This is a genomic window from Paenibacillus sp. AK002 (assembly GCF_053903045.1).
Window position 1 is genome coordinate 4,874,820 of record NZ_CP096377.1, and the last position, 19,203, is coordinate 4,894,022.

The 19,203-nt window shown below is 49.1% G+C and carries 20 protein-coding genes; 1 reads left to right on the plus strand and 19 read right to left on the minus strand.

What is annotated here, in order from left to right; genetic code table 11:
- Positions 1–35 precede the first annotated feature (35 nt).
- The 6 genes from M1D70_RS21725 to M1D70_RS21750 all read right to left on the minus strand — a co-directional run bounded on the left by M1D70_RS21725 (position 36) and on the right by M1D70_RS21750 (position 4,962).
- Complete coding sequence (locus tag M1D70_RS21725; RefSeq protein ID WP_456287926.1) at positions 36–587, minus strand: NUDIX hydrolase; 552 nt, start codon at positions 585–587, stop codon at positions 36–38.
- Between the two features lie 42 nt (positions 588–629).
- On the minus strand, positions 630–1,112 hold the full coding sequence (locus M1D70_RS21730; protein WP_456287927.1) for an NUDIX domain-containing protein: 483 nt from the start codon (positions 1,110–1,112) through the stop codon (positions 630–632).
- Between the two features lie 76 nt (positions 1,113–1,188).
- On the minus strand, positions 1,189–1,761 hold the full coding sequence (locus M1D70_RS21735; RefSeq protein WP_456287928.1) for a hypothetical protein: 573 nt from the start codon (positions 1,759–1,761) through the stop codon (positions 1,189–1,191).
- Between the two features lie 24 nt (positions 1,762–1,785).
- A complete protein-coding gene (locus tag M1D70_RS21740) occupies positions 1,786–1,941 on the minus strand; it encodes a hypothetical protein (protein WP_433940807.1) in 156 nt (51 codons plus the stop codon).
- Between the two features lie 454 nt (positions 1,942–2,395).
- Entirely contained in the window at positions 2,396–3,172 is a 777-nt protein-coding gene (gene murI / locus M1D70_RS21745) for a glutamate racemase (RefSeq protein WP_456287929.1), read from the minus strand.
- Positions 3,173–3,411: 239 nt separating this feature from the next.
- The gene (locus M1D70_RS21750) at positions 3,412–4,962 is read right to left on the minus strand and encodes a tetratricopeptide repeat protein (RefSeq protein WP_456287930.1); all 1,551 of its coding nucleotides are present in this window, start codon (positions 4,960–4,962) and stop codon (positions 3,412–3,414) included.
- Positions 4,963–5,214: 252 nt separating this feature from the next.
- Between M1D70_RS21750 and M1D70_RS21755 the strand changes: the two genes are divergently transcribed.
- Positions 5,215–6,021 carry a lipase family protein gene (locus M1D70_RS21755; protein ID WP_456290479.1) on the plus strand — a complete coding sequence of 269 codons (807 nt, stop codon included), beginning with the start codon at positions 5,215–5,217 and terminating at the stop codon, positions 6,019–6,021.
- An 80-nt stretch (positions 6,022–6,101) separates the two neighbouring features.
- Here the strand turns inward: M1D70_RS21755 and M1D70_RS21760 are convergent, their stop codons facing one another.
- From M1D70_RS21760 to M1D70_RS21820, 13 genes are all read right to left on the minus strand, one after another.
- Positions 6,102–6,938, minus strand: coding sequence for a PIG-L deacetylase family protein (locus M1D70_RS21760; RefSeq protein WP_009589862.1), 837 nt, complete (start codon positions 6,936–6,938; stop codon positions 6,102–6,104).
- A 48-nt stretch (positions 6,939–6,986) separates the two neighbouring features.
- Positions 6,987–7,409, minus strand: a complete 423-nt coding sequence (locus M1D70_RS21765) for a VOC family protein (RefSeq protein WP_009589923.1) — start codon at positions 7,407–7,409, stop codon at positions 6,987–6,989.
- Between the two features lie 352 nt (positions 7,410–7,761).
- A complete protein-coding gene (comI, locus tag M1D70_RS21770) occupies positions 7,762–7,857 on the minus strand; it encodes a competence inhibitor ComI (RefSeq protein ID WP_227793437.1) in 96 nt (31 codons plus the stop codon).
- Positions 7,858–7,986: 129 nt separating this feature from the next.
- Positions 7,987–8,463, minus strand: a complete 477-nt coding sequence (locus M1D70_RS21775; protein WP_456287931.1) for a GNAT family N-acetyltransferase — start codon at positions 8,461–8,463, stop codon at positions 7,987–7,989.
- Positions 8,464–8,707: 244 nt separating this feature from the next.
- A complete protein-coding gene (locus M1D70_RS21780; RefSeq protein WP_456287932.1) occupies positions 8,708–9,103 on the minus strand; it encodes a DUF6508 domain-containing protein in 396 nt (131 codons plus the stop codon).
- A gap of 79 nt (positions 9,104–9,182) precedes the next feature.
- Positions 9,183–9,950: a class I SAM-dependent methyltransferase gene (locus M1D70_RS21785; RefSeq protein ID WP_009589977.1), complete on the minus strand. Its 768-nt coding sequence runs from the start codon at positions 9,948–9,950 to the stop codon at positions 9,183–9,185.
- Between the two features lie 65 nt (positions 9,951–10,015).
- Positions 10,016–10,939 carry a DUF7638 domain-containing protein gene (locus M1D70_RS21790; RefSeq protein ID WP_456287933.1) on the minus strand — a complete coding sequence of 308 codons (924 nt, stop codon included), beginning with the start codon at positions 10,937–10,939 and terminating at the stop codon, positions 10,016–10,018.
- Positions 10,940–11,279: 340 nt separating this feature from the next.
- A complete protein-coding gene (locus M1D70_RS21795) occupies positions 11,280–11,756 on the minus strand; it encodes a DinB family protein (protein WP_456287934.1) in 477 nt (158 codons plus the stop codon).
- 146 nt (positions 11,757–11,902) lie between these two features.
- Positions 11,903–12,784, minus strand: a complete 882-nt coding sequence (locus M1D70_RS21800; protein WP_009589917.1) for a carbohydrate ABC transporter permease — start codon at positions 12,782–12,784, stop codon at positions 11,903–11,905.
- Between the two features lie 17 nt (positions 12,785–12,801).
- The gene (locus tag M1D70_RS21805; protein ID WP_009589934.1) at positions 12,802–13,701 is read right to left on the minus strand and encodes an ABC transporter permease; all 900 of its coding nucleotides are present in this window, start codon (positions 13,699–13,701) and stop codon (positions 12,802–12,804) included.
- A gap of 112 nt (positions 13,702–13,813) precedes the next feature.
- Positions 13,814–15,496 (minus strand): extracellular solute-binding protein, encoded by a 1,683-nt coding sequence (locus M1D70_RS21810; protein WP_456287935.1) that lies wholly within the window; start codon positions 15,494–15,496, stop codon positions 13,814–13,816.
- Positions 15,497–15,590: 94 nt separating this feature from the next.
- Positions 15,591–17,282: a response regulator transcription factor gene (locus tag M1D70_RS21815; RefSeq protein ID WP_456287937.1), complete on the minus strand. Its 1,692-nt coding sequence runs from the start codon at positions 17,280–17,282 to the stop codon at positions 15,591–15,593.
- Entirely contained in the window at positions 17,248–19,116 is a 1,869-nt protein-coding gene (locus M1D70_RS21820; protein ID WP_433940820.1) for a histidine kinase, read from the minus strand. The genes M1D70_RS21815 and M1D70_RS21820 overlap by 35 nt, the downstream gene beginning before the upstream one ends.
- Between the last annotated feature and the right edge of the window lie 87 nt (positions 19,117–19,203).

Consider the following 19,203-nt stretch of genomic DNA (forward strand, 5'->3'; position numbering starts at 1 on the left):
GTCGGGTCATGTGGTCTGGTAGATTTTATGCCAGGTTAATACCTAACCTGTTCTTCTAGATATTTCTTAAATAATTCGCCTCTTATCTCCTCGTTCGTTTCAACCATAGAACTTATCTCAACCGATGTATGCTGCAGTAGTTTACCGTTCTTATACGTACAATGATGTTCGTAGCAATTCGGATCATTCAATATCAGCTCCAGCGACTTAGGGATATTGGCTGCGATTCCGGCATTTCCTGCTGTCAGAATCCATTGCGTGGATTTCCAATCCAAAATACCCTCTTCCGTCTTCATCGGGGTCTCATAAATGTAGTCCTCAGGTACTTCTGCAAGATAAAGGTACATTCCTCCCAGATTCTTGCCTTCCGATGTCCAAGTGACAAGGCCTTTGAAGGTTAATCGGCAATCCTTATCCCGAATGTTCGTCTCCTCATACAGCTCACGTATTATGGAGTCTCTGGGCGCCTCGTTATATTCAAGCTTGCCCCCCACTCCATTCCAACATCCCATCCATGGTGCTCTATCACGGTTTAATAATAAAATCTCATCACCGCGCCGAACGAAACAAATATTGTATTTCAGCATCGATTGTTTTCTCCCATTCTGGTTACACCGCAATCCATCATATCATCGTAAATTTCTGATTTTCTCTTCGATCGGCTTCTGTCCATCTTCATCCCAGACAATGGAGATTTCAAAAGTCCCCTCTTCAAAGTAAAGGGGAAACCTTCGTTTGAACCAGGGCTGCATAGGTAAATCCATCGCTTCTTGAATCGGTACCCAAACGAGCTCCCCTTCTGGCGGATTCGCTAAGAGTTCACCTTCGTAAGAATCTGTCAAATAGTTAAATACCATGTAACGATAATTCGTCTGGGGAACCACATACTCATCTATGCCTTTATACTCCAGGTTTCTGACAATCAGCCCGGTTTCTTCATAAACCTCTCGAATTGCACCTTCCGATAGGCTCTCCGGAAACTCCACTTTTCCTCCAGGCCCAAGGTAACCGGGAAACCCGAGCTGGTCCGGACGATTAATAAGCAAAACCTTGTCGTCATTCCGAATCATACACATTGTATACATGCCATAGGTTATTTGCGGCTTTGTCATTTCATTTCTCCTTGAGCGGATCAGCAATCCGTCACTATGTAAATTGGATACAAGAACGTCAGGTAATGGATCTCAATTACTCCCTCGAATACAAAAGCGCACCGCCAGACCCCAAAATAACGAAATGTTTACCCGACGGTGAAAAACCACATTTTATGTTTCCGTCCAGCCGGTTCAAATCAATCATCGTGGCTTGCTTCAGATACTCATAATTAGGGACGAACACCTGGTCCAATATAACGGAAGCCCTTGGCCACCAAGGGTGAATGACTTCCAGCATCCAGCCATCGTTTGTTACGTGAATGCCATCCCCCGACTCAAATCCAAAAATCGAAATGTCCTGTCCGCTGAGCGGAATACAAAAACTTAAGTAGTCTCCGCTCATATGGTTTTCCGTTAGGTCAGAGTCCCGGTCTCTGTGAATGACGGTTCCGGTTATGGCCTGCGTCATGCTGTAACCGGAGCTGCTGATCAGAACCAGATTCTCATCGGCATCCCAACCGCAAGCAATGCATCCGGAAGCCGGAATGATGACCTCAGCCGTCCAGGGGTGAGGCGGTTTTGTAGGTTCTTTCGCTTGGGCAAAGTGCAGCAAGTCGATCTCAAACGTTGTTCTGATTTCTTTTTTTGATTGATTAAAAGGGTTCATATCATACACCTGCCGTTTGATAGGTTATCGCTTGGATTCATCATTCTTCATTTCATGTATTCTCATATTAAGCTCATCCAGAGAACGCTGCATGCGCTCCATTCTTCTCAGGGCAGAATATTGATTGCTGATAATCCCGGCCAAGCCGATAATCAAGATAATCACAATGAAACTGATCATAGATAGCGTCCATCCTTTCCATTTTATGATTGTCCCTGTTATCGGGTAACATCGATGTATTCACCCAGTCTTCGAAGCTGCTGAACAACAAGGTCTTCGGCCAATCATCCGACTCTTCATGCTTCCAGGTTAAATGCACCTGCGCATACGTACCCGGTTGTTCTATTAGAGAAAACAAAAAATCATCCCGATCGCATCTTCTTGCTAGTGTCTTCACTTGTACTCCGAACAATATATGCTCGCTCGAAACTTCCTTATATAACTCATCCGCGAATCGATCCGAAGTCTCGTCTTCCCAGGGCTCTAAGTAGGTGAAGTCTTCCGGTATCGCCGTCACTATAACACCTCCGCTGCTTATCTTTTCTTATACTCAACGGTCGGCCGACCCGATTCATGATCAATGGAAAGATAGCGATTCATGATCCCATCCTCCTTGGGCGATGCTCCAGTTTCCCTATCCCTCAATCTCCCTGTATATGCTGAGCGCTTTCTCCATCTTCTGAGTATACTCCGCGGATTGACTTGAATTTAGCAGCTTAACATCCTGACTCCCGTTGGAGCTGAGCAAATCTTGGTCGCTTAATACTTGGATGAGTCTGTTCACGGTACCTTCGCTGCCATCGATAATTCGGATATGATCCGGCAGCAGATCCGACAAAATCCTTTTGTAAAAAGGATAGTGCGTACAGCCCAAAACGATCGTTCCATACTCATTCAGATCAAAGGCTTCAAACTTCTTCGTGAAGTAAGCGTTCATGATCTCGGGGTCGAAATTCAAAGCCTCACAGTGCTCGACCAGCTCCGGTAAAGGCAGGGAATCCACGATATGCATGCTATCGACTCGCCGGACCAGATCCTTATACTTCGACTCCTTTAGGGTCAGCGGCGTGGCAAGCACCAGGATGCGCTTCCCGCTGGCGCGGTTAATTTCAACAGCCGGTTTTACGGCAGGCTCCATCCCGATAACCGGGATCGGATAAGCCTTCCTTAAATCGGAGATCGCCATGCTTGTAGCCGTGTTGCACGCAACGACGATGGCTTTAACCTCTTCCTGCATGATGATTCCCATCGCTTGATGTATGTAAGCTTTCACGTCTTCCTTAGCTTTGGTACCATAGGGCACATGGAGAGTGTCCGCCAAAAATAAAAAATCTTCATGGGGCAGCTTTTTCATAGCCGCCGTTAACACGGTTAAACCGCCTAAACCTGAATCAAAAAAAGCTATTCTCATTGTTTTTCACCTGTCGTTATATGTTGGTCTGTCCGTATCATTGCAATCGATGTCCTTATACATTATACTCCACTAGCCGTAAACGCGCAGAGCCATCTGAACGAATGGGTAATCAAGCGTTTCAAAATAAACAGACCCGGCCAAGTAAGAATCTCGGGAGGCCGGGTCTGATGTGTTGTTCTTTTGCATATGGAAGAAGGATTAACTTCCTTCATGATCATGAAAAAAACGCAATCCATTTACTCAAAGCATTTCAGCAAAGCCAAAGCCTCTTCATGATCGGGCTCCAGAACGAGCGCCTCGCGCGTATATTCCATAGCCTCCTCGTCCAGGCCAAGCTCGTAACAACAGATCGCCAAACAGTATAAAACCGTTGGCACCGGCTCGTCTTCATCCGTGTCCACGGATTCCTTCAGGAAGAACTTGGCCTCCTCGTACATATCCATCTCAAACAGCACGAGTCCCGCATCCAGAGCCAGATCATAACGCTGCTCCATCACATAATACGATGACCACATCTTGAATATGCCTGCACGGATATCCAGCATTTCTTCGTCATTGGCCTCCGGCAGCAGATTCGAGATGCGCTTCGCGCTCTGAATGAAGAACTCAGCGTCATACCCGCCCAATCGCCAGAAGGACAAAATTTGCTGCAAGCCCATGCTTTCAATATTCCGGTCGACCCATTCCTTCATACTGAAGAATTCATCCGGTCCGAAGCGTTCGATGAATTGACGGTAAGCGAGCCGGGTATTGGCATAACTTGCCGGTGCTTCCAGCATGAGAATGCAGCCGACGTTAATATTCTTATAATGCTGCGCAGGGAACATGGCCACTGCGCCTCTCTGTTCGAACACATGCTGCAGCGCGTGATAATTAGCCGTCAGCGAAAAGCTGCCATGGTAAATTAATTGCGGCGGTTCGGCGAATTTCCAATTATCGATGCGATGATCTCCTTTATCCGCCGTGAGGAGCATGAAACCTGAGGTAGATAACCGATTTAGGCGTTCCAAACAGGTTAAGCCCACCTCCGGAAACAGGATATGCGAATCCTCCAGCTCTTGCTGGTAATGAGCAATCACATCGCGATAAGGGTAAGTATCTTCTTCGTATCTTGGTGCCCGGCGGTGCTCGTAAGCCAGCTTCATTCGTTCCAGCGCTTCAGCGGGCTTGAGCTTATGGTGCTGCTCCGGAAATTCGATGACCACATCACTCTCATAAATCTTGCCTTCCCCGACGTAGATCAATTCTTGCGGAATGCCGTCAAAAAAATAATTGGCGACGATCAGCAGCGGCTGCTTCAAGTCTCCGGGACGAATCGTGGTCTTCGACACTACCAAGTTCAATTCCGTATCATGCACGGCATCGAACCTCCCGAAATCCAGCAGTCCCTGCTCAATATACGATTGCATGGCAGGATGCTGTTGCCATGCCGTCACATTTTTCATCGGCAAATCCGTCATGACATAGCGGAAAGGAGGCAGCGCTATCCCCGTATCATCTCTCAGCTCGCACAGCTTGTGCAGCACATGGTAGCCGAGGCGCCCGGCTCCGGCGCCCAATTCCAGAATCGTCACGGGTTCGATGATATCGCCCCGATCCGCGCGATCTCGAAGGAATCCGAATATCATTTCGGCGTAAGCCGTAGCAATCATGGGGTTGCTCGTAATATACTGCGGGACCTGGTCATTATTCCACGCCTTCATCCCCAGTTCTTCATAATATGTCCGCTGTAGTTCCCAGATGGGTGCTTCACTGAAACGGAAGCGTTGTTGATTATTATCCGTCATTTCTATTTAACCCTGCTCTCTATGTATCGTATAAGTACAATCTGAAACCTCGAATGCTTTTACACGGTTAGACCAAAGACCAATCCATGTCTATAGAATGGTACCATATAACTTGGTTCTTCCCAAACCTTCGAAGTCAGGAAATCCCGCGGACTCTCTTCGCTTGATAACCGTTTGACAAACCAACGGGCAATAGGCACCTTTCCTTCCTCTCCCTAATATAGTGTAGGAGAACAGAAGGGCGGGATGTACATGGTTGCGAGCACGGAGCAAGAACAATGGGCCATTTTCCTGGCGGCGATCTGCGGACAAACCTATACACAATTCACCAACACGGACGGCTCATTTGTCCTTCCGCTAAACTTTTCGCTGTTCGACACCATTGAAGCGAATTCCTTAATCCGCGTGTCGGAACGCTTCGGGTTTATCCTTGAATCGCCGGAGGAGATTATCATCGCCTTTCGGGGTACCATGTCTTCCACGGATTGGATCACGGATGCCATAGCCTCCCAAAAGAACTTCAAATACATCAAAGATCCCGCCCTCACGCACCGCGGCTTCACCAGCATCTACGCTTCCGCCCGCGGGCAGATCATGTCGGCGCTTAAAAGATTGCCTGTCGATAAGACCTTGTTCATTACAGGCCACAGTCTCGGAGGGGCACTTGCCACCTTGTGCGCCGTGGATGTTGCTGCGAACACGGCGCACCAATCCCCCCATGTTTTCACTTATGGATCACCGCGCGTAGGGGATCCCGATTTTGCCAAGGCCTTTGCCAAATATGTTCGAAGCAGCTTTCGTATAGCCAACCTGTTCGATGTCGTCACTCATGCACCGCCCAGTATCTACAAACTGCCGAAACGGGAAAAGAAATACTATTACAGTCACGTCCATACTCACTGGCCATTGACCTTCCAGAATGGGTCGGTTAGCGGCAATCATGTAATCAGCAGCTATTATGCGGAGCTTGCCAAGCTCCAGCCGCCATTTGCCGAGCTTTTAAATTCGACGAATCCCGGGTTCTGTCCCGTCACAGAATTACCAATAGAGAAGGTGTAAGCCTATTTGGAGGGGTCATAAAAGAAAGCGGATTTCCCTGAAGAGGAAATCCGCTCTTTTATTGCTTAACCGAGAATCGATTACACGCGAGTACCTGTTAGCATCGGGAACAATACCTTCATTTCAGCGTCATTCGGTCTTCGGCCATAATCCGCAATTTCGAAAGGCTCGGCATATTGTACGCCGGCTGCATACTCTTGACCATACAGCTTGGCAAGCGTAGGCAGCATTTCGTCCGACACGCGCAGAAACCGATTCCAAAACTTCAGAATAAAATCCCGCTTCTCTTCCCACGTATCCGGTACGTCATGCAAGAAACCACCCTGCCATGGGGCAAACTCGTAAAACTGGGAAGCATGGGCATCGCAGGCAAGCAATTTCTTCTCGATGACGTCTCCGGCATCGATGACAATATCCGGTTGATATGACGCCCGTGCCGCATAATCCGGCATCAGCAGGTATATCGGGGATTTTTTTAATGACGGTACTTCGGGCACGGCATTAGGTACATTCGCCACAAAATCTGCGGCATCCCGCACGACCTTCCCGGCATTTCGGTTATCCACATGGCCGGGACCCTCCGGATGGAACGTGATGACGATATCCGCCTCCCAGCCGCGGATTTGACGGATCACTTCCTTGCGTACTTCCGGTGTCGGCATCAATTCGCCATCGGGTATGGGCAGAACGACATATTCCAGAACCCCAAGATGCCGGGCAGCCTCATGGGCTTCCCGTATACGACGGTCGACCAGGTCCTGCCCGCTCATTTCATGATGACCGCAGCATCCATCGGTTAACGTAACGAACTTCACCCGATGGCCCATCTCTGCGTAGGCTGCGGAGATCGCTCCTGCATAGATTTCGGGTTCATCTGGATGCGCTGCAATGACAATCACATTGAGAATAGTGGACATCTGTTGCCTCCTCCTTATAGTTTCTTCAATAAACGATCGATGTATCGATTACTTCAAACGTTTCATTAATGGATGATCTTCTTTCAGCTCCAGCAAATCCCACAGGTTCCCGTACAAATCCTTGAATACCGCTACCATGCCGTAATCCTGCTCTTTCGGCTCTCTTACAAACTCGATTCCCCGCGACACCATTTCGCGATAATCTCTCCAGAAGTCATCGGTATTCAGGAATAGAAACACTCGGCCGCCCGATTGGTTGCCTATAAACGGCTCTTGTTCCGGCTTGGATGCTTTGGCAAGCAATATCGTCGTGCCAACCGACCCGGGAGGAGCAACAACCACCCAGCGTTTGTCTTGTTCGGGCTGATATGTATCTTCGATCAAAGTAAAATTCAGCTTCTCGGTATAAAATGCAATGGCCTCGTCATAGTCCTTCACGACTAACGCGATATGAACAATGGATTGTATCATGTCCTTCCAGCTCCTTAAGGTTGAGTATGCAGCTAGTCTTCAATATTTGTTTCTACTAATCCTGTTGTAACGACATCCTTATACAATAACAACGGTTCCGCTAAAAAAGTATGATAAGATTTAATTGGGATATGAGATGAGAGAACTTTCCCGTGACGCATACATCTCATTATCTACGTTTCATCAGATTTTTCTAGAGCTTTGATACATAATTTATTTTATGGTATTATAAATGTAATTAAGACCAAGTGCAGCAACACTTGGTCAGTACAATTGGCTTGGATGGTCTATTCCCTTCTAAGTCATTAGGAATGAAAAACCCACCTTCGGCGCGTAACCTTTGGGTGGGTTTTTATTTTTTCTTGTTGTTATTGTTAATGTATGTTAAAAGAGCAAGAATGAACGATCCAAATAGAAACATAATCGTTAATGCATCCTTTACCTCCACGGCTTCACTCCTTTCGAAGGGAAACCATGCCCACCCAAGATTCAATTGTAGTTATATTTTACCTCTTATCACATCTACGTACAAGCGTTCCTATTTTAACATTTCTAAATAAACCACCACAGTTTGTTATTATTTCGTACAGAATGTTTGAACATATTTCTTTGAATCTTCTCTTACTACTTCAGTATAATTGTCTTTTGTATATTGTTTTACTACCTTTCTCCAAAACGATATTGCAGGCGTGTTAACTTGCATCTGGGCAATCTTCCAATTTGCTTTATACATATTAAGTGCTTTGATTGCTGCTTGATGCCCAATTCCTCTTCTTCTAAATTTCTTAATAATCATAAAATCATAAATAACATGTGTCGGATCGGGGTCCGTATCCATATTTTCATGTAGGATGACTGTAAAACCAACTAATATTCCCGAGACTTCTATAAAAAAGGGATGCCACCTTCGATCTCCCTCCCAAAACAGATTAATATCCAAATCATACTTTCCATCTTTATTTAAATCTTGATTCGTATACTCACTAAAATCGTAATAATACAATTGATACAAATTAAACAGGATATCTTTTTTTCCTAGATCAACGGGTACCAAGTTTATATGCATAATGTTCTCCCTATAGCATTAATCATTCTCCACCTTTGAAATATCTACATAATCCCTTCTAATTCCGTTAGCTTCTTTATGATGTGATCAGGTTGTATATGATCCGGCAAATCAAGAAAAATCGCATTGGTAGTCATTGCCGTCCCCCCCAAACTCTAACTTGCCTAAAGACGACAAGTTTATGAGCGATTATTTTCACCATTTGAATTGAAATTTCAATGTCAATAGTTCATCATAGCGAGCCCTTCAACTCTCTCAGCCGCAATAAAATTTCCGCAACATGTCCTTTCATGCATACGTTGAGGAATAACCCTTCATTGAATCGGTCACCGCGAACATAACTGGTCATCAATTTTCTAAGGGTTACCAGATCGGCGCTGCGAATGCTGCTCCCCGCAGGGTTATCTAAATCTCGATAAACCTCGTTCTCCGCTAACCATTCGCTCCAGTTAAATACCATGAGGAAGCCGACATCATCCAACGCTTTACGAAAACTTCCGATTTCCTTGCTTTCACATCGATATCCATTAACGTCATGGTAAAAAACGGACCCGGGGTTTTGGAAATATTCGAGGTATGGGAGCAACCGCTCCACATCCGAAGCAGTTAAGTCTGAGTCATACGGCATACCATCACCTCATTGATTTGGATTCGTCACCGCGCAAGGTACCCAAGGAACCTCATATAAATAAACGCCCTGAAGCCTGTTACCGCCCCCTTGAAGCCTTCCTAGCCTCGTATGTAATCATCTGACCCGCCTGAACAGGTTGATTCATCCAGCGATAGTCAGCCGACTTCGTAATCTCTTCGTATCCTTGCTTCTCCAGCATGAGTTCAAACTCATGCATCCCATACCAGCTTAGAGGAAACCGTTGCAGCTCGGTCTGAACCAGATGGCCTTCCTTCCATTTTTCATATTTCAGGATCGACACGATGCGCTGGTCAAGCAGATTGCATTCCGTACGTCTTTCCTCCAGAACGATGACTTCATTATCGGAAGTTTCCCAGCTTCTAGTCGAGGTGTGATTCGCGTCTAAATCCGTAGGAATATACAAATCCACGATCAACCTGCCCCCAGGCGTCAAATGGGAAGCAAAGTGTTTCAGAGCCGATTCAGCCTGCTCGCGTCCCTCCACTAACTGAAAGGATCCTGCTGGAATGATAATGGCGTCATAGGCATCCGCCAACGAAAAGTTATGCATCTCGTCTTCAAACAGCTTAGCCTCAAGGCTCAATTCCGCTAATCTTCTTTTGCAGGAATCCAGCATCGCAGCCGAATTATCCACGCCTTCGATGTTGATGCCTGCTTGGAGCAGCGGGATTAATACCCGGCCCGATCCACATCCAACTTCCAGCACCTTGCCCTTAACGTCTTTCAGGCGCTCCGCATAATATTCCACGTCGCCAAACGAGAAACCTAACGGTTTGCTCAGATCATACACTTCCGTACACAGCGCTCCATACGAACTATACATTGGAATGACCTCACTTTATCAAAAGTATTTTATTTCCCATCAACCTAGCAAATAGGATATATCTCTTACACTTCCCGCTTCTCATCCGGCCGATAGAGGATTCTTTGGTAGTCCCAATCTTTAGAATCCATATCACCCAAGTATATCCGCTCATGCTCGGGCACCCGTTCATACTTCTCTCTTAAATGTTCCCTGTAAAACTCGGTGGGATTTTCTAGATATAAATAATAAGCGTCCCTGCATTCTTCATGCGCGGATTTCTCCCCGTTCAATTTCCTGTGAATGTCGATAAGCTCCTTGAACTTCTCCTCCGTGTCCGCCGCATACAACGGTTCGGACAGCGTAACCTCGCCAAGTCCCGCTATGCTAAGAGGCAGCGCGCCATCGAATGTCGTGAATAGCGTCCCGTCCTGAAACCATTCGTTTAGCTCATTAAGATGGCAACGGACGTCCAGGGGGAGGTCGTGGACCAAGACTTGACCGTCCTGATACACATTCAAATAAACCAAATAATTCGCACCCTCATATTTCATAAACATGTGGAAACCGTCGCCCTCCACCGTTTGATAGAACATTTCATCCTTCACATAAAAATCGATGGGACGAGGGGAGTGGGCCACTCTTCTGGTCTCCCATTGCTTCTGCTCACGCTCTGAAACTTCATAGATATTCACGAATTCCGGATTCATCACACGAATGGTCTGCTTGATATGTTCATAATAGCTCTCTGGATGGAATCTCCAGTTCGCTTCCTGGACCTGGAACGCACCCAGTCCATGGATCGACAGATTTTCGCCAAGCGGAACGACAGGCGTCAGCCAGTTCGAATCGATCTTGTTTTTTAGCCCTGCGAGGTCAACCAGCTCCCAGCAATTGATCATGCCGTCTTCATAGATATCTACGCCAATATAAAAGTACTGACCTCCGTTACGGATTATTCCCGGTATGGAAGTACCTTCAACGATTTTGGTTCTCCGAATCTTTTTCATATGAATCACCTTCTGATTATAGGTAGTATATGGCTTCGTGTTTTGGTTTTCCTCGAATGTGTCAGCGCTTCACCCGCGTCGCTCTATGGATCCTATGAATTTCTATTTCTATAACTATGAGGGCATTCCTTACATCATATAAGAGAGCCGCAGGAAGCTCTATACCAACGATATTTATAAATATTCTCTACCAAAAACGAATCCCGATCATCCTTCTTGTTAACCTGGCATTCTTATTCTATTTTACATCCTCATTTCCGTTTGGTAAAAATAGCAAAAGGACTCCCCGGCTCATGAGATCATGACAGCAGGAAGTCCCCTATGTGTGGTTTCGTTTAAGCTACACTCTTAAAAAAGCAATATAATCCGTTATGATTCCTTTGTGTCCCAAATGCCGAAGCATGGTCGTGATATTGCCTCTATGGTAGGTTCCATGATTTACGACCTGCTGGAGAATCTCCGAAATCGAATTCTGAAATGCCTCACCCGCAGTGTTGTGATAAGTCACAACCTTCCCCATATCGCCAATCGACGCTAAACATTCATGGTGCTCGGTTTGGAGCTGGCTCATGTATTGATAAGCTGCTTCCATATTCGCGAACGGTCTCGCGGCAAGCGACGGAGGACTTTCCTCCTTGATCCGGGCAAACCAAACTTCCTCCGCAGCTGCAAGGTGACCGAAGACTTCCGCGATGGAGTTGAAGCCCAGACTCACTTCCTGGAGAAACACGCCTTCCGGCAAGGATTGCAAATGGTTCCATACTCTTTCGTTCGCCCACATGTGATAATCGTACAATTGAAGATACGCTTCGTTCATTCTGCTCTCTCCTCTCTTGTTCGCTTTATCGGTAAGTCTAGTCTACGATGCTAGCACCTAACACCTACCACCTGACTAGAAAATTATACCATATATAACGAAAAAGCAGGCACGGGGATCAAACAAAATATAAAGCATATTCGGGACTACTCTTTCACGCTGCCCAGCACGATGCCTTTTACGAAGAAACGCTGGAGGAAGGGATACAGCAGCAGAATCGGCAGGGAGCCGATGAATATTTGCGCAGCTTTAAACGTTCGGTTGGACACTTCGGAAAGGGCCGCGGCATCGTCTGCATTGATCGACGTCAGGTTGGTCTGTACGATAACAGTCTGTAAATAACTCGACAACGGGTATTTTTCCGGCGAATTCATGAGTAACAGTCCGTCAAACCATTCGTTCCATTGGCCGACGATCGTAAACAGCGTAACGGTGGCCATGGCCGGCAGCGACAGCGGCGCGTATATTTTCCACAGGCTGGTGATGTAGCTCCCGCCGTCAATGAAGCAGGATTCCTCCAGCTCTTTGGGCAGGCCGCGAAAAAAATTGAGCAGCAAAATCACGTTGAACACTGCTACCGCACCCGGGATGACCAATGCCCAAATCGTATCGATCAGCCCTGTATCCCTTATCGTCATATACCTTGGTATCAACCCTCCGGAGAACAGGGTCGTGAACACGAAGAACCAGGCATACTGCGTGCGAAATTTAAAATCCCGCGGTTCCTTCGACAGTGGATAAGCAATGAGCAGGGTCAGCAGCATGCTGATCCCGGTCCCGAGAACGACGCGCTGCACGGTGACCCACATCGCTACCATAAATTGCGGCTTGTTCAATACGTACTGATAGGAGCTGAGCGTAAAATCGACGGGCCACAGCTTCACGATCCCTGCCGTCGCCGCGCCTTTGGAGCTGAGAGAAACCGCCAGAATATGAACGATGGGAAGAAAGCAGAGCAGCCCCAGACCGATCAGAAAAGCGTAGTTGAAGCCAAGAAAAAATTTGCGGCTGAGTGACGGTTTATGCATACGGGACACCTTCCTTCCTAAAATATTCTGTAATTGGCGAACTTGGATGCCAGGGCGTAGGACGTCACGATAAAGACGAACGAGATCAAGGATTTGAACAGGCCGATCGCCGTGGCCACTCCATACTGGGCACCCTGCATGCCGATCCGGTAAATAAACGTATCCAGAATGTCCCCGCTCTCATACACCTGCGGGCTGTACAAGTTGAACACCTGGTCAAAACCGGCATTCAGCACATTCCCGAGCGAGAGGGTCGCCAGCAAAATGATGATCGGCATCATGCCGGGAAGCGTGATGTGCCAGGTCTGTTTCCAGCGGTTTGCGCCATCGACCGTAGCCGCCTCATACAGGGAAGGATTGATGGAGGTTAATGCAGCCAAATAGACGATGGTGCTAAAGCCGAATTCCTTCCAGATGTCCGTTATGACGAGGGTATAAGGAAACCATTGGTTGCTGCCCAGGAAAAAAATCGGCTCGATGCCAAACCAGCCCAAAATTTGGTTCGCGATCCCGTTCGTCGGCGACAAAATATCGATAAAGATTCCGCCGAGGATGACCCACGATAAAAAATGCGGCAAATAGACGAGCGTCTGCACGCCGCGTTTGATCAGCTCGTTCCTCAGCTCATTCAGCAGCAGCGAAACCAGGATCGGCACGACCAATCCCCCGATGATTTTCATGAAGGCGATAAACACCGTATTCCAAATGATTTGGCCGGTTTCCGGCAGATCGAACACATAACGGAAATTGTCCAGCCCGATCCAATCCGAGCCGAAAAGGCCTTTGAACGGAACGAATTTCTGAAAGGCCATGGCAATGCCGATCATCGGCCAATAGCTGTAGATCAGCACGATGACGATGCCGGGCAAGATCATCAGATGAAGCGGCCACTGCCGCCGAAACTTTTTGCTTAACATGGCGATCCTCCTGTCTGTCAATGTATATCCCATTCGCCTTCAGCAGGTGGTGAAAAGAGAACAGGGGCGGGTGTCAGAAACCTCCCTCCCCTGTTCCCGTTAGCCGAACTCCTTATCTGGCGGCCTTCCATGCATTAACTTCTTCGGTAATCTTGTCGCCGCCGAGCTTCTTCCAATTGGCCACGAACTCATCAAAGGCGTCGATGCTTGCCTCGCCCAAAATGATTTTGATGAACGTTTCCTGCTCCAGCCGGTCGAGCGTCGCTTTTTTGTCGGCCATGGTCTCGGTCGGCGCGCCTACATAACCGTTCGAGATGACTTTGCCCGCATCGTTCAAATCGCGAAGCTGTTTCATGGAGCCTTCCGGACCGTTGGCGGCATAGCCGGACCAGCCCATCGGATTGTTGCCTGCGAGATATTCCTGGAACTCCTTGAACATGATCTTCGTTTCGGCGCTGGTGATGTCCGCGTCGCTTTCGGATTCCAGCGCCTTGGCCAGCTCCTCCTGCCGGATCAGGTCTTTGTTCGGATTGACGACCTCAACCAGCGAATATTTGTTGACCCCTATGGATACGCCGTCTTCAATGATTTGGCCGTACTTGTCGAATTCCGCATTGTCGCTGTACAGCTTCTCATAGTACTGGTTAGCCAGCTTGACGATGACCTCGGGATGCTCGTACCCCTTTTTGACCACGTAATATTGAGAGACGGCAAAAGGCATCTGCACCGTCGCCGGACCGCCCTCCAAAGACGGGATCGGGTAGGACTTCCATTTCACCGATTCATCCTCTTTCACCATGTCCCAGAAAGGCCATGCCGGATACCAGCTTGGTCCGATCAGCATGCCGATTTTGTGGGTGGTCACGGATTCAAAGACCTTGACGGTATCCTTCACGCCGAATTCCGGGTCAATCAGCTTGTTCTTGAACATGTCCTGCAGCTTGGCCAGCGCTTCCTTCATCTCCGGCTGAATGCTGCCGAACTGCAATTGCCCCTCAGCGTCTTCGATCCAAATTTGCGGGAAACCGCCGAAGCCGTTAAAGAAACCTACCGAAGAGCTGTTCAATCCGATATCCTTGGTCAGCGCAAGTCCGTAGGTATCCGCCTTGCCGTTACCGTCCGGATCCTGCTTGGCAAACGCCTCCGCAATGGCTACAAGGTCATCCATCGTGTTCGGTTCAGGCAGATTCAGCTTCTCCATCCAATCCTCCCGGACCCACAGCAGCGGAGCCGAGCCGCCGATGACCGGCTGAGTGGACGGGATCGCCAACAGCTTGCCGTCAAACGTCGCGGAAGGGAGCGCGTTTTTCTCGATCTCCATGACCTTCTTCAGGTCATCGCTGGCGTAATTCTCGAAAGCGGGCGCCAAGTCCGCCAATTGCCCGGCGTCCGCAAGCTGGCGCAGCTGCTCCGGCGTCACCTGCATGATATCCGGGAGGTCATTGGAAGCAATCGCGATATTCATTTTGGATTCATACTGCTCCTGACCCGTCACCACCCATTTATAGTTGAGGTTGATGCCCATTTCCTTATAAAGGTCGGTCCACACGTTGTTCTTAATATCCTGTCCGGACGGGAACTTCACTTCTTCTCCCACAAACCGGACGGCATCCAGCTGAATGGGGGGATCATACTTGCCGAACGGATCGCCCGGCTCCAAGGCCGAGGCTTCGCTATCGGTGGATGAACCCGCCGCGCTGCCTCCGCCTTCTTCCCCTTTGCTGCAAGCGCTTAAAATAAACACGAAAGCCAGCATACTGATACACAATACGGACAAGATCTTATTTCTCTTCATGTTTGCGACCTCCTTGAATTCGATGTTTGTTTAGAGTATAAGGGAACAAAAAAAGAGCTATCTACTCCAAGCTCTTTACTTTGATATCTTCTCTTTACATGTTGTGCAGTTCTCTGTATTCCTGCGGCGTCAAATGGGTCGTTTTTTTGAAAAAGCGGTAAAAATACGGCGGAGAACTGAAACCCACCGCAGCGGCGATGACATGGATTTTGTCCGTCGTCTCCTTCAGCAGCTGCTTCGCTTTGGCCAGCCGTGCCGCATTAATCGACTCGGACAGGCCCTCGCCGGTCACTTGTTTGTACAATCTGGACAAATACGAAGGGTTGTGTCCCACGGCCTCCCCGATTTGCGTCAAGGACAGGTCGCCGCTTAAGTGATCCTCGATATACCGTTGAACTTTGGCAATCACCTCATGCTGCTGATCCTGCTTCCCCTGCTCTTTCCGGTTGAAGATGATGTCCGCCAGCCTTTCGAAATATTCGGCCGCCTCCGTCCACGAATCATGCTCCTCCAAATGAGTCAATGTGATATAATCCACCGCCCCTTCCCCTTCCACGTTCCGGCAGAGAGCTTCCATATCCACCAGGGACGGCATCATCACGGACACCAGGCCGTAATATACCTCCATTTTCAGCAAATAATCAACCTCCGGCGGGAAGGAAGAGGTATCGGTCACCTCATGGAGCAGCTGCATGAATTCCTCCCGGTCCCCATTGTCTAGACAGCCGCGCAGCAGCTCCATCCGCTTCAGATGCGAGCGAGAGCGCCCCAGAAAATGCCCCATACGATCCGGGCGGTTGCGCTCACCGGCTTCGGTCAACAAAGATTCGTGGCCGATCCCGAGGCCGCTGTCCAGCAGCTGCTTCAGTCCTTCGAATTTGTCCGGCAGCCGTTCCCAATCGACCCACTCGCCAGCCATGGCAAACGAAGTCTTCAATTTCAGAAGCGTTTTGCAAACGTCCTGAATTTGTTCCAGCATCCCGTGGACAAAACGCTGGACCCGTTCCGCCGCCGGACCTCGAACCTCCTCCGGATGCTCCTCCCCCTCCTCTTTGTGCTGCAAAATCCAGATCATCTTGGCCCTGCCGAACTCCACGGCCATGCCGTCGGTCATCGGTCCGAGCAGCTCGCCGATGATATTCTGGACCGCGTACAGCATCAGCGATTGGGCCGATGGACTTTCTTGCCTTTGCCAGCCGTCCAGCCTGCATAACAGCAGCAGGCAAGGCTTGCCGGGATCCAGCTTCATCTCCAGCTCCGCAAAGCGCTGCTCCAGTTCCTCCCGCCGAATAGGACCAGGTGCTTTTTGCATCAGCTCCAGAACGTACTGCTGCTGTAAAAACGGCAGCGCCATGCGCATATTGTCCCTCGCTTTGGCAAGCAGAATGTCCGCTTCTATCTCCTGGTCAAGCAGCTCTACGGTCTTCTCGATCGCGCTCAGCACGGCATCGTTTCCCTCGGCCTTGAGAACATAATCCACGCTTCCTTGCCGGGTGGCCTCCTGGATATAAGAAAAGTCGTCGTATCCGGTCAAAAAAATCACTTTGCAATGGGGCCACTGCCTGGATATTTCCTTTTGCAGGGCAAGGCCGTTTAACCCCGGCATTTTGATATCCGACAAAACGATGTCCATTTTCGCCCGTTTAAGCCAGCCCAAGGCTTCCGAAGAGGAATAAGCCTTATACACCTCCAGCTCGAGAAATTCCGCGCCAAGGCATAATTCCGCAAGCCCGTTCACGATAAAAGGTTCGTCATCCACGATCAGTATTCTGTACCTGCTCTTCATCCATCTCGCTCCTTTCTTGCTTTGGCAGTGTCATATCGATTCTCAAACCGCCCAACCGGCTTCTCGAAAAGGTCAATCCGCCAGCAGGCCCGAATTTTAATCGAAGGCGTCGGTGCACGTTGGATAAACCGGTGATCTCTCCTTTCACGTCCGAATTCGCGGTCATGGATTGCAGGTTCCGCAGCTTTTCGTCCGTCAACGTCTCCCCGTTATCCTCCACGATGATATGCAGGACATGCCGCTCAGCGGCCATGGCAACCCGGATTTGCCCGTCCGCCTCCTTCTCCTCAAGTCCGTGCTCGTATGCATTTTCGATTAAAGGCTGCAGGATGAGCAGCGGAACGTCCTGTCGCTCCCAATCACCGGGGATGTCATCCCAATAAGCCGATATCCGGTTATGGAAACGGATGGACTGAATGTCCACGTAAGCCTTGGCATGCCCCACTTCCGCCTTCAACGAAACTTCGTCGGCAGCGTTGCGGGTGATGAACCTGAAATATTCCCCCAAATGCCTCGTAAAACGAACGATATTTTCGTAATCCTGCATCTCTCCCATCTGATGAAGCGTAAAGAAGCTGTTATATAAAAAATGGGGGTTGATCTGGGATTGGAGCTGCTTCAGCTCGGAGCGCTGCGAGCGGATTTTCTGCTCAAACACTTCGTGGATCAGTACCTGCAGGCGCTTCACCATATGGTTAAACTGCTCGTACAGATAGTGGAACTCGTCATGATGCTTATGGCGCAGCTCCACCCGGGGACTGTCGAAATCGATGTTGCGGAATGCCCTCACCATCCGCTGAAGCGGCTGATGAATTCGGCTGTAGATCCAGCCCGAGAACAGAATAACCACCAGCAGGGAGAAGCCCGACAGCCCGAAAAAGATCATGCGGTATTTCCCGAGCGGACCCAGAAATTCGGCTTCGGGGACGTACACCACCAGGTCGGCATTCAAAAAGGCGGAGCGCTCCACGCTAACCCAATAGTTGGCCCCATCCGCCTTTACCTTCGTGTTGTAGGGAAGCTTTGAAAACTCGGTACTTGTTAGCGCTTCCAAGTCGATGCGTTCGGCCAACCGGGGACCGATGCCGCCTCCGTCCTCCTGAGTCAGGACCCAGCTGTTGTCGACGCCGATGAGAACGGCGCCCCCGTCGCCCGTTGCCAGCTGCAGGAGCGCCGTTTGCATTTTCGGAACCGACAGCTCCGCCGCAATCGCAAAATTAGGCGGATTGCCGTTTCGCAATCGTTCCGGGTATACCATACCCAGCAGAAGCTTGTTCTTCCATTCGAAAATGACCCGATCGGGATGCTCCTCAAGCGCCTTCATCTGCTCTGGCGGCATGGCTCCTTCGTACGACACCTGCTCAATCGTTTTCTCAATCAACGGAATATAAGTTTTGGCCTCCTGAACGTATTGATTGGAGCTTTGCAGCAGCCGCATTTTGCCCTGGAGGCGGTTGATCGCCTGAAAATATTCGGAACGGCTCATGGCGGGCGCGATGGTGCTTAGCTTTTGCAGGTCGGAGTCCTGCGACAAATCGTTCATCAGCAGCACCGTCGATCGCAGCTCCTGTTCCAGCGTACGCATGAAAAAATTAGTCCTCGCATTCAAAGATTGGGTAATTTCCTGCTCAACGCTCGCAAGCCCGGACTCGTTCATATACAGGGCAGCGGCGTAAACCGGCATAATGGCCAACAAAAAGCCGGCCACGATTTTGGGATAAATCGATTTGAACCACAGCAGCTTCATCGCTTGCCTCCACTTCGTTACCATGATCGCTTCGCCTAACCGATGAACAGAATAAAAACGGACCTTAACGTTTACACGATTGTTCACGACCGGTTAGCCCGGCTAAAGCAAGGACGTCCGACAACTTCGGGATATCCGCTTTCGCCGGGTTGAACCAGTATCGTTAAAGATTCT

Coding starts and splice junctions, on each gene's coding strand:
- M1D70_RS21750 (WP_456287930.1), bottom strand. CDS start 4,962: ATGACGGATAATAATCAACAACGCTTCCGTTTCAGTGAAGCACCCATC.
- M1D70_RS21735 (WP_456287928.1), bottom strand. CDS start 1,761: ATGAACCCTTTTAATCAATCAAAAAAAGAAATCAGAACAACGTTTGAG.
- M1D70_RS21725 (WP_456287926.1), bottom strand. CDS start 587: ATGCTGAAATACAATATTTGTTTCGTTCGGCGCGGTGATGAGATTTTA.
- M1D70_RS21780 (WP_456287932.1), bottom strand. CDS start 9,103: ATGCCGTATGACTCAGACTTAACTGCTTCGGATGTGGAGCGGTTGCTC.
- M1D70_RS21765 (WP_009589923.1), bottom strand. CDS start 7,409: ATGATACAATCCATTGTTCATATCGCGTTAGTCGTGAAGGACTATGAC.
- M1D70_RS21810 (WP_456287935.1), bottom strand. CDS start 15,496: ATGAAGAGAAATAAGATCTTGTCCGTATTGTGTATCAGTATGCTGGCT.
- M1D70_RS21785 (WP_009589977.1), bottom strand. CDS start 9,950: ATGTATAGTTCGTATGGAGCGCTGTGTACGGAAGTGTATGATCTGAGC.
- M1D70_RS21755 (WP_456290479.1), top strand. CDS start 5,215: ATGGTTGCGAGCACGGAGCAAGAACAATGGGCCATTTTCCTGGCGGCG.
- M1D70_RS21800 (WP_009589917.1), bottom strand. CDS start 12,784: ATGCATAAACCGTCACTCAGCCGCAAATTTTTTCTTGGCTTCAACTAC.
- M1D70_RS21760 (WP_009589862.1), bottom strand. CDS start 6,938: ATGTCCACTATTCTCAATGTGATTGTCATTGCAGCGCATCCAGATGAA.
- M1D70_RS21740 (WP_433940807.1), bottom strand. CDS start 1,941: ATGATCAGTTTCATTGTGATTATCTTGATTATCGGCTTGGCCGGGATT.
- M1D70_RS21795 (WP_456287934.1), bottom strand. CDS start 11,756: ATGAACGAAGCGTATCTTCAATTGTACGATTATCACATGTGGGCGAAC.
- M1D70_RS21815 (WP_456287937.1), bottom strand. CDS start 17,282: ATGAAGAGCAGGTACAGAATACTGATCGTGGATGACGAACCTTTTATC.
- murI (WP_456287929.1), bottom strand. CDS start 3,172: ATGAGAATAGCTTTTTTTGATTCAGGTTTAGGCGGTTTAACCGTGTTA.
- M1D70_RS21730 (WP_456287927.1), bottom strand. CDS start 1,112: ATGACAAAGCCGCAAATAACCTATGGCATGTATACAATGTGTATGATT.
- M1D70_RS21805 (WP_009589934.1), bottom strand. CDS start 13,701: ATGTTAAGCAAAAAGTTTCGGCGGCAGTGGCCGCTTCATCTGATGATC.
- M1D70_RS21790 (WP_456287933.1), bottom strand. CDS start 10,939: ATGAAAAAGATTCGGAGAACCAAAATCGTTGAAGGTACTTCCATACCG.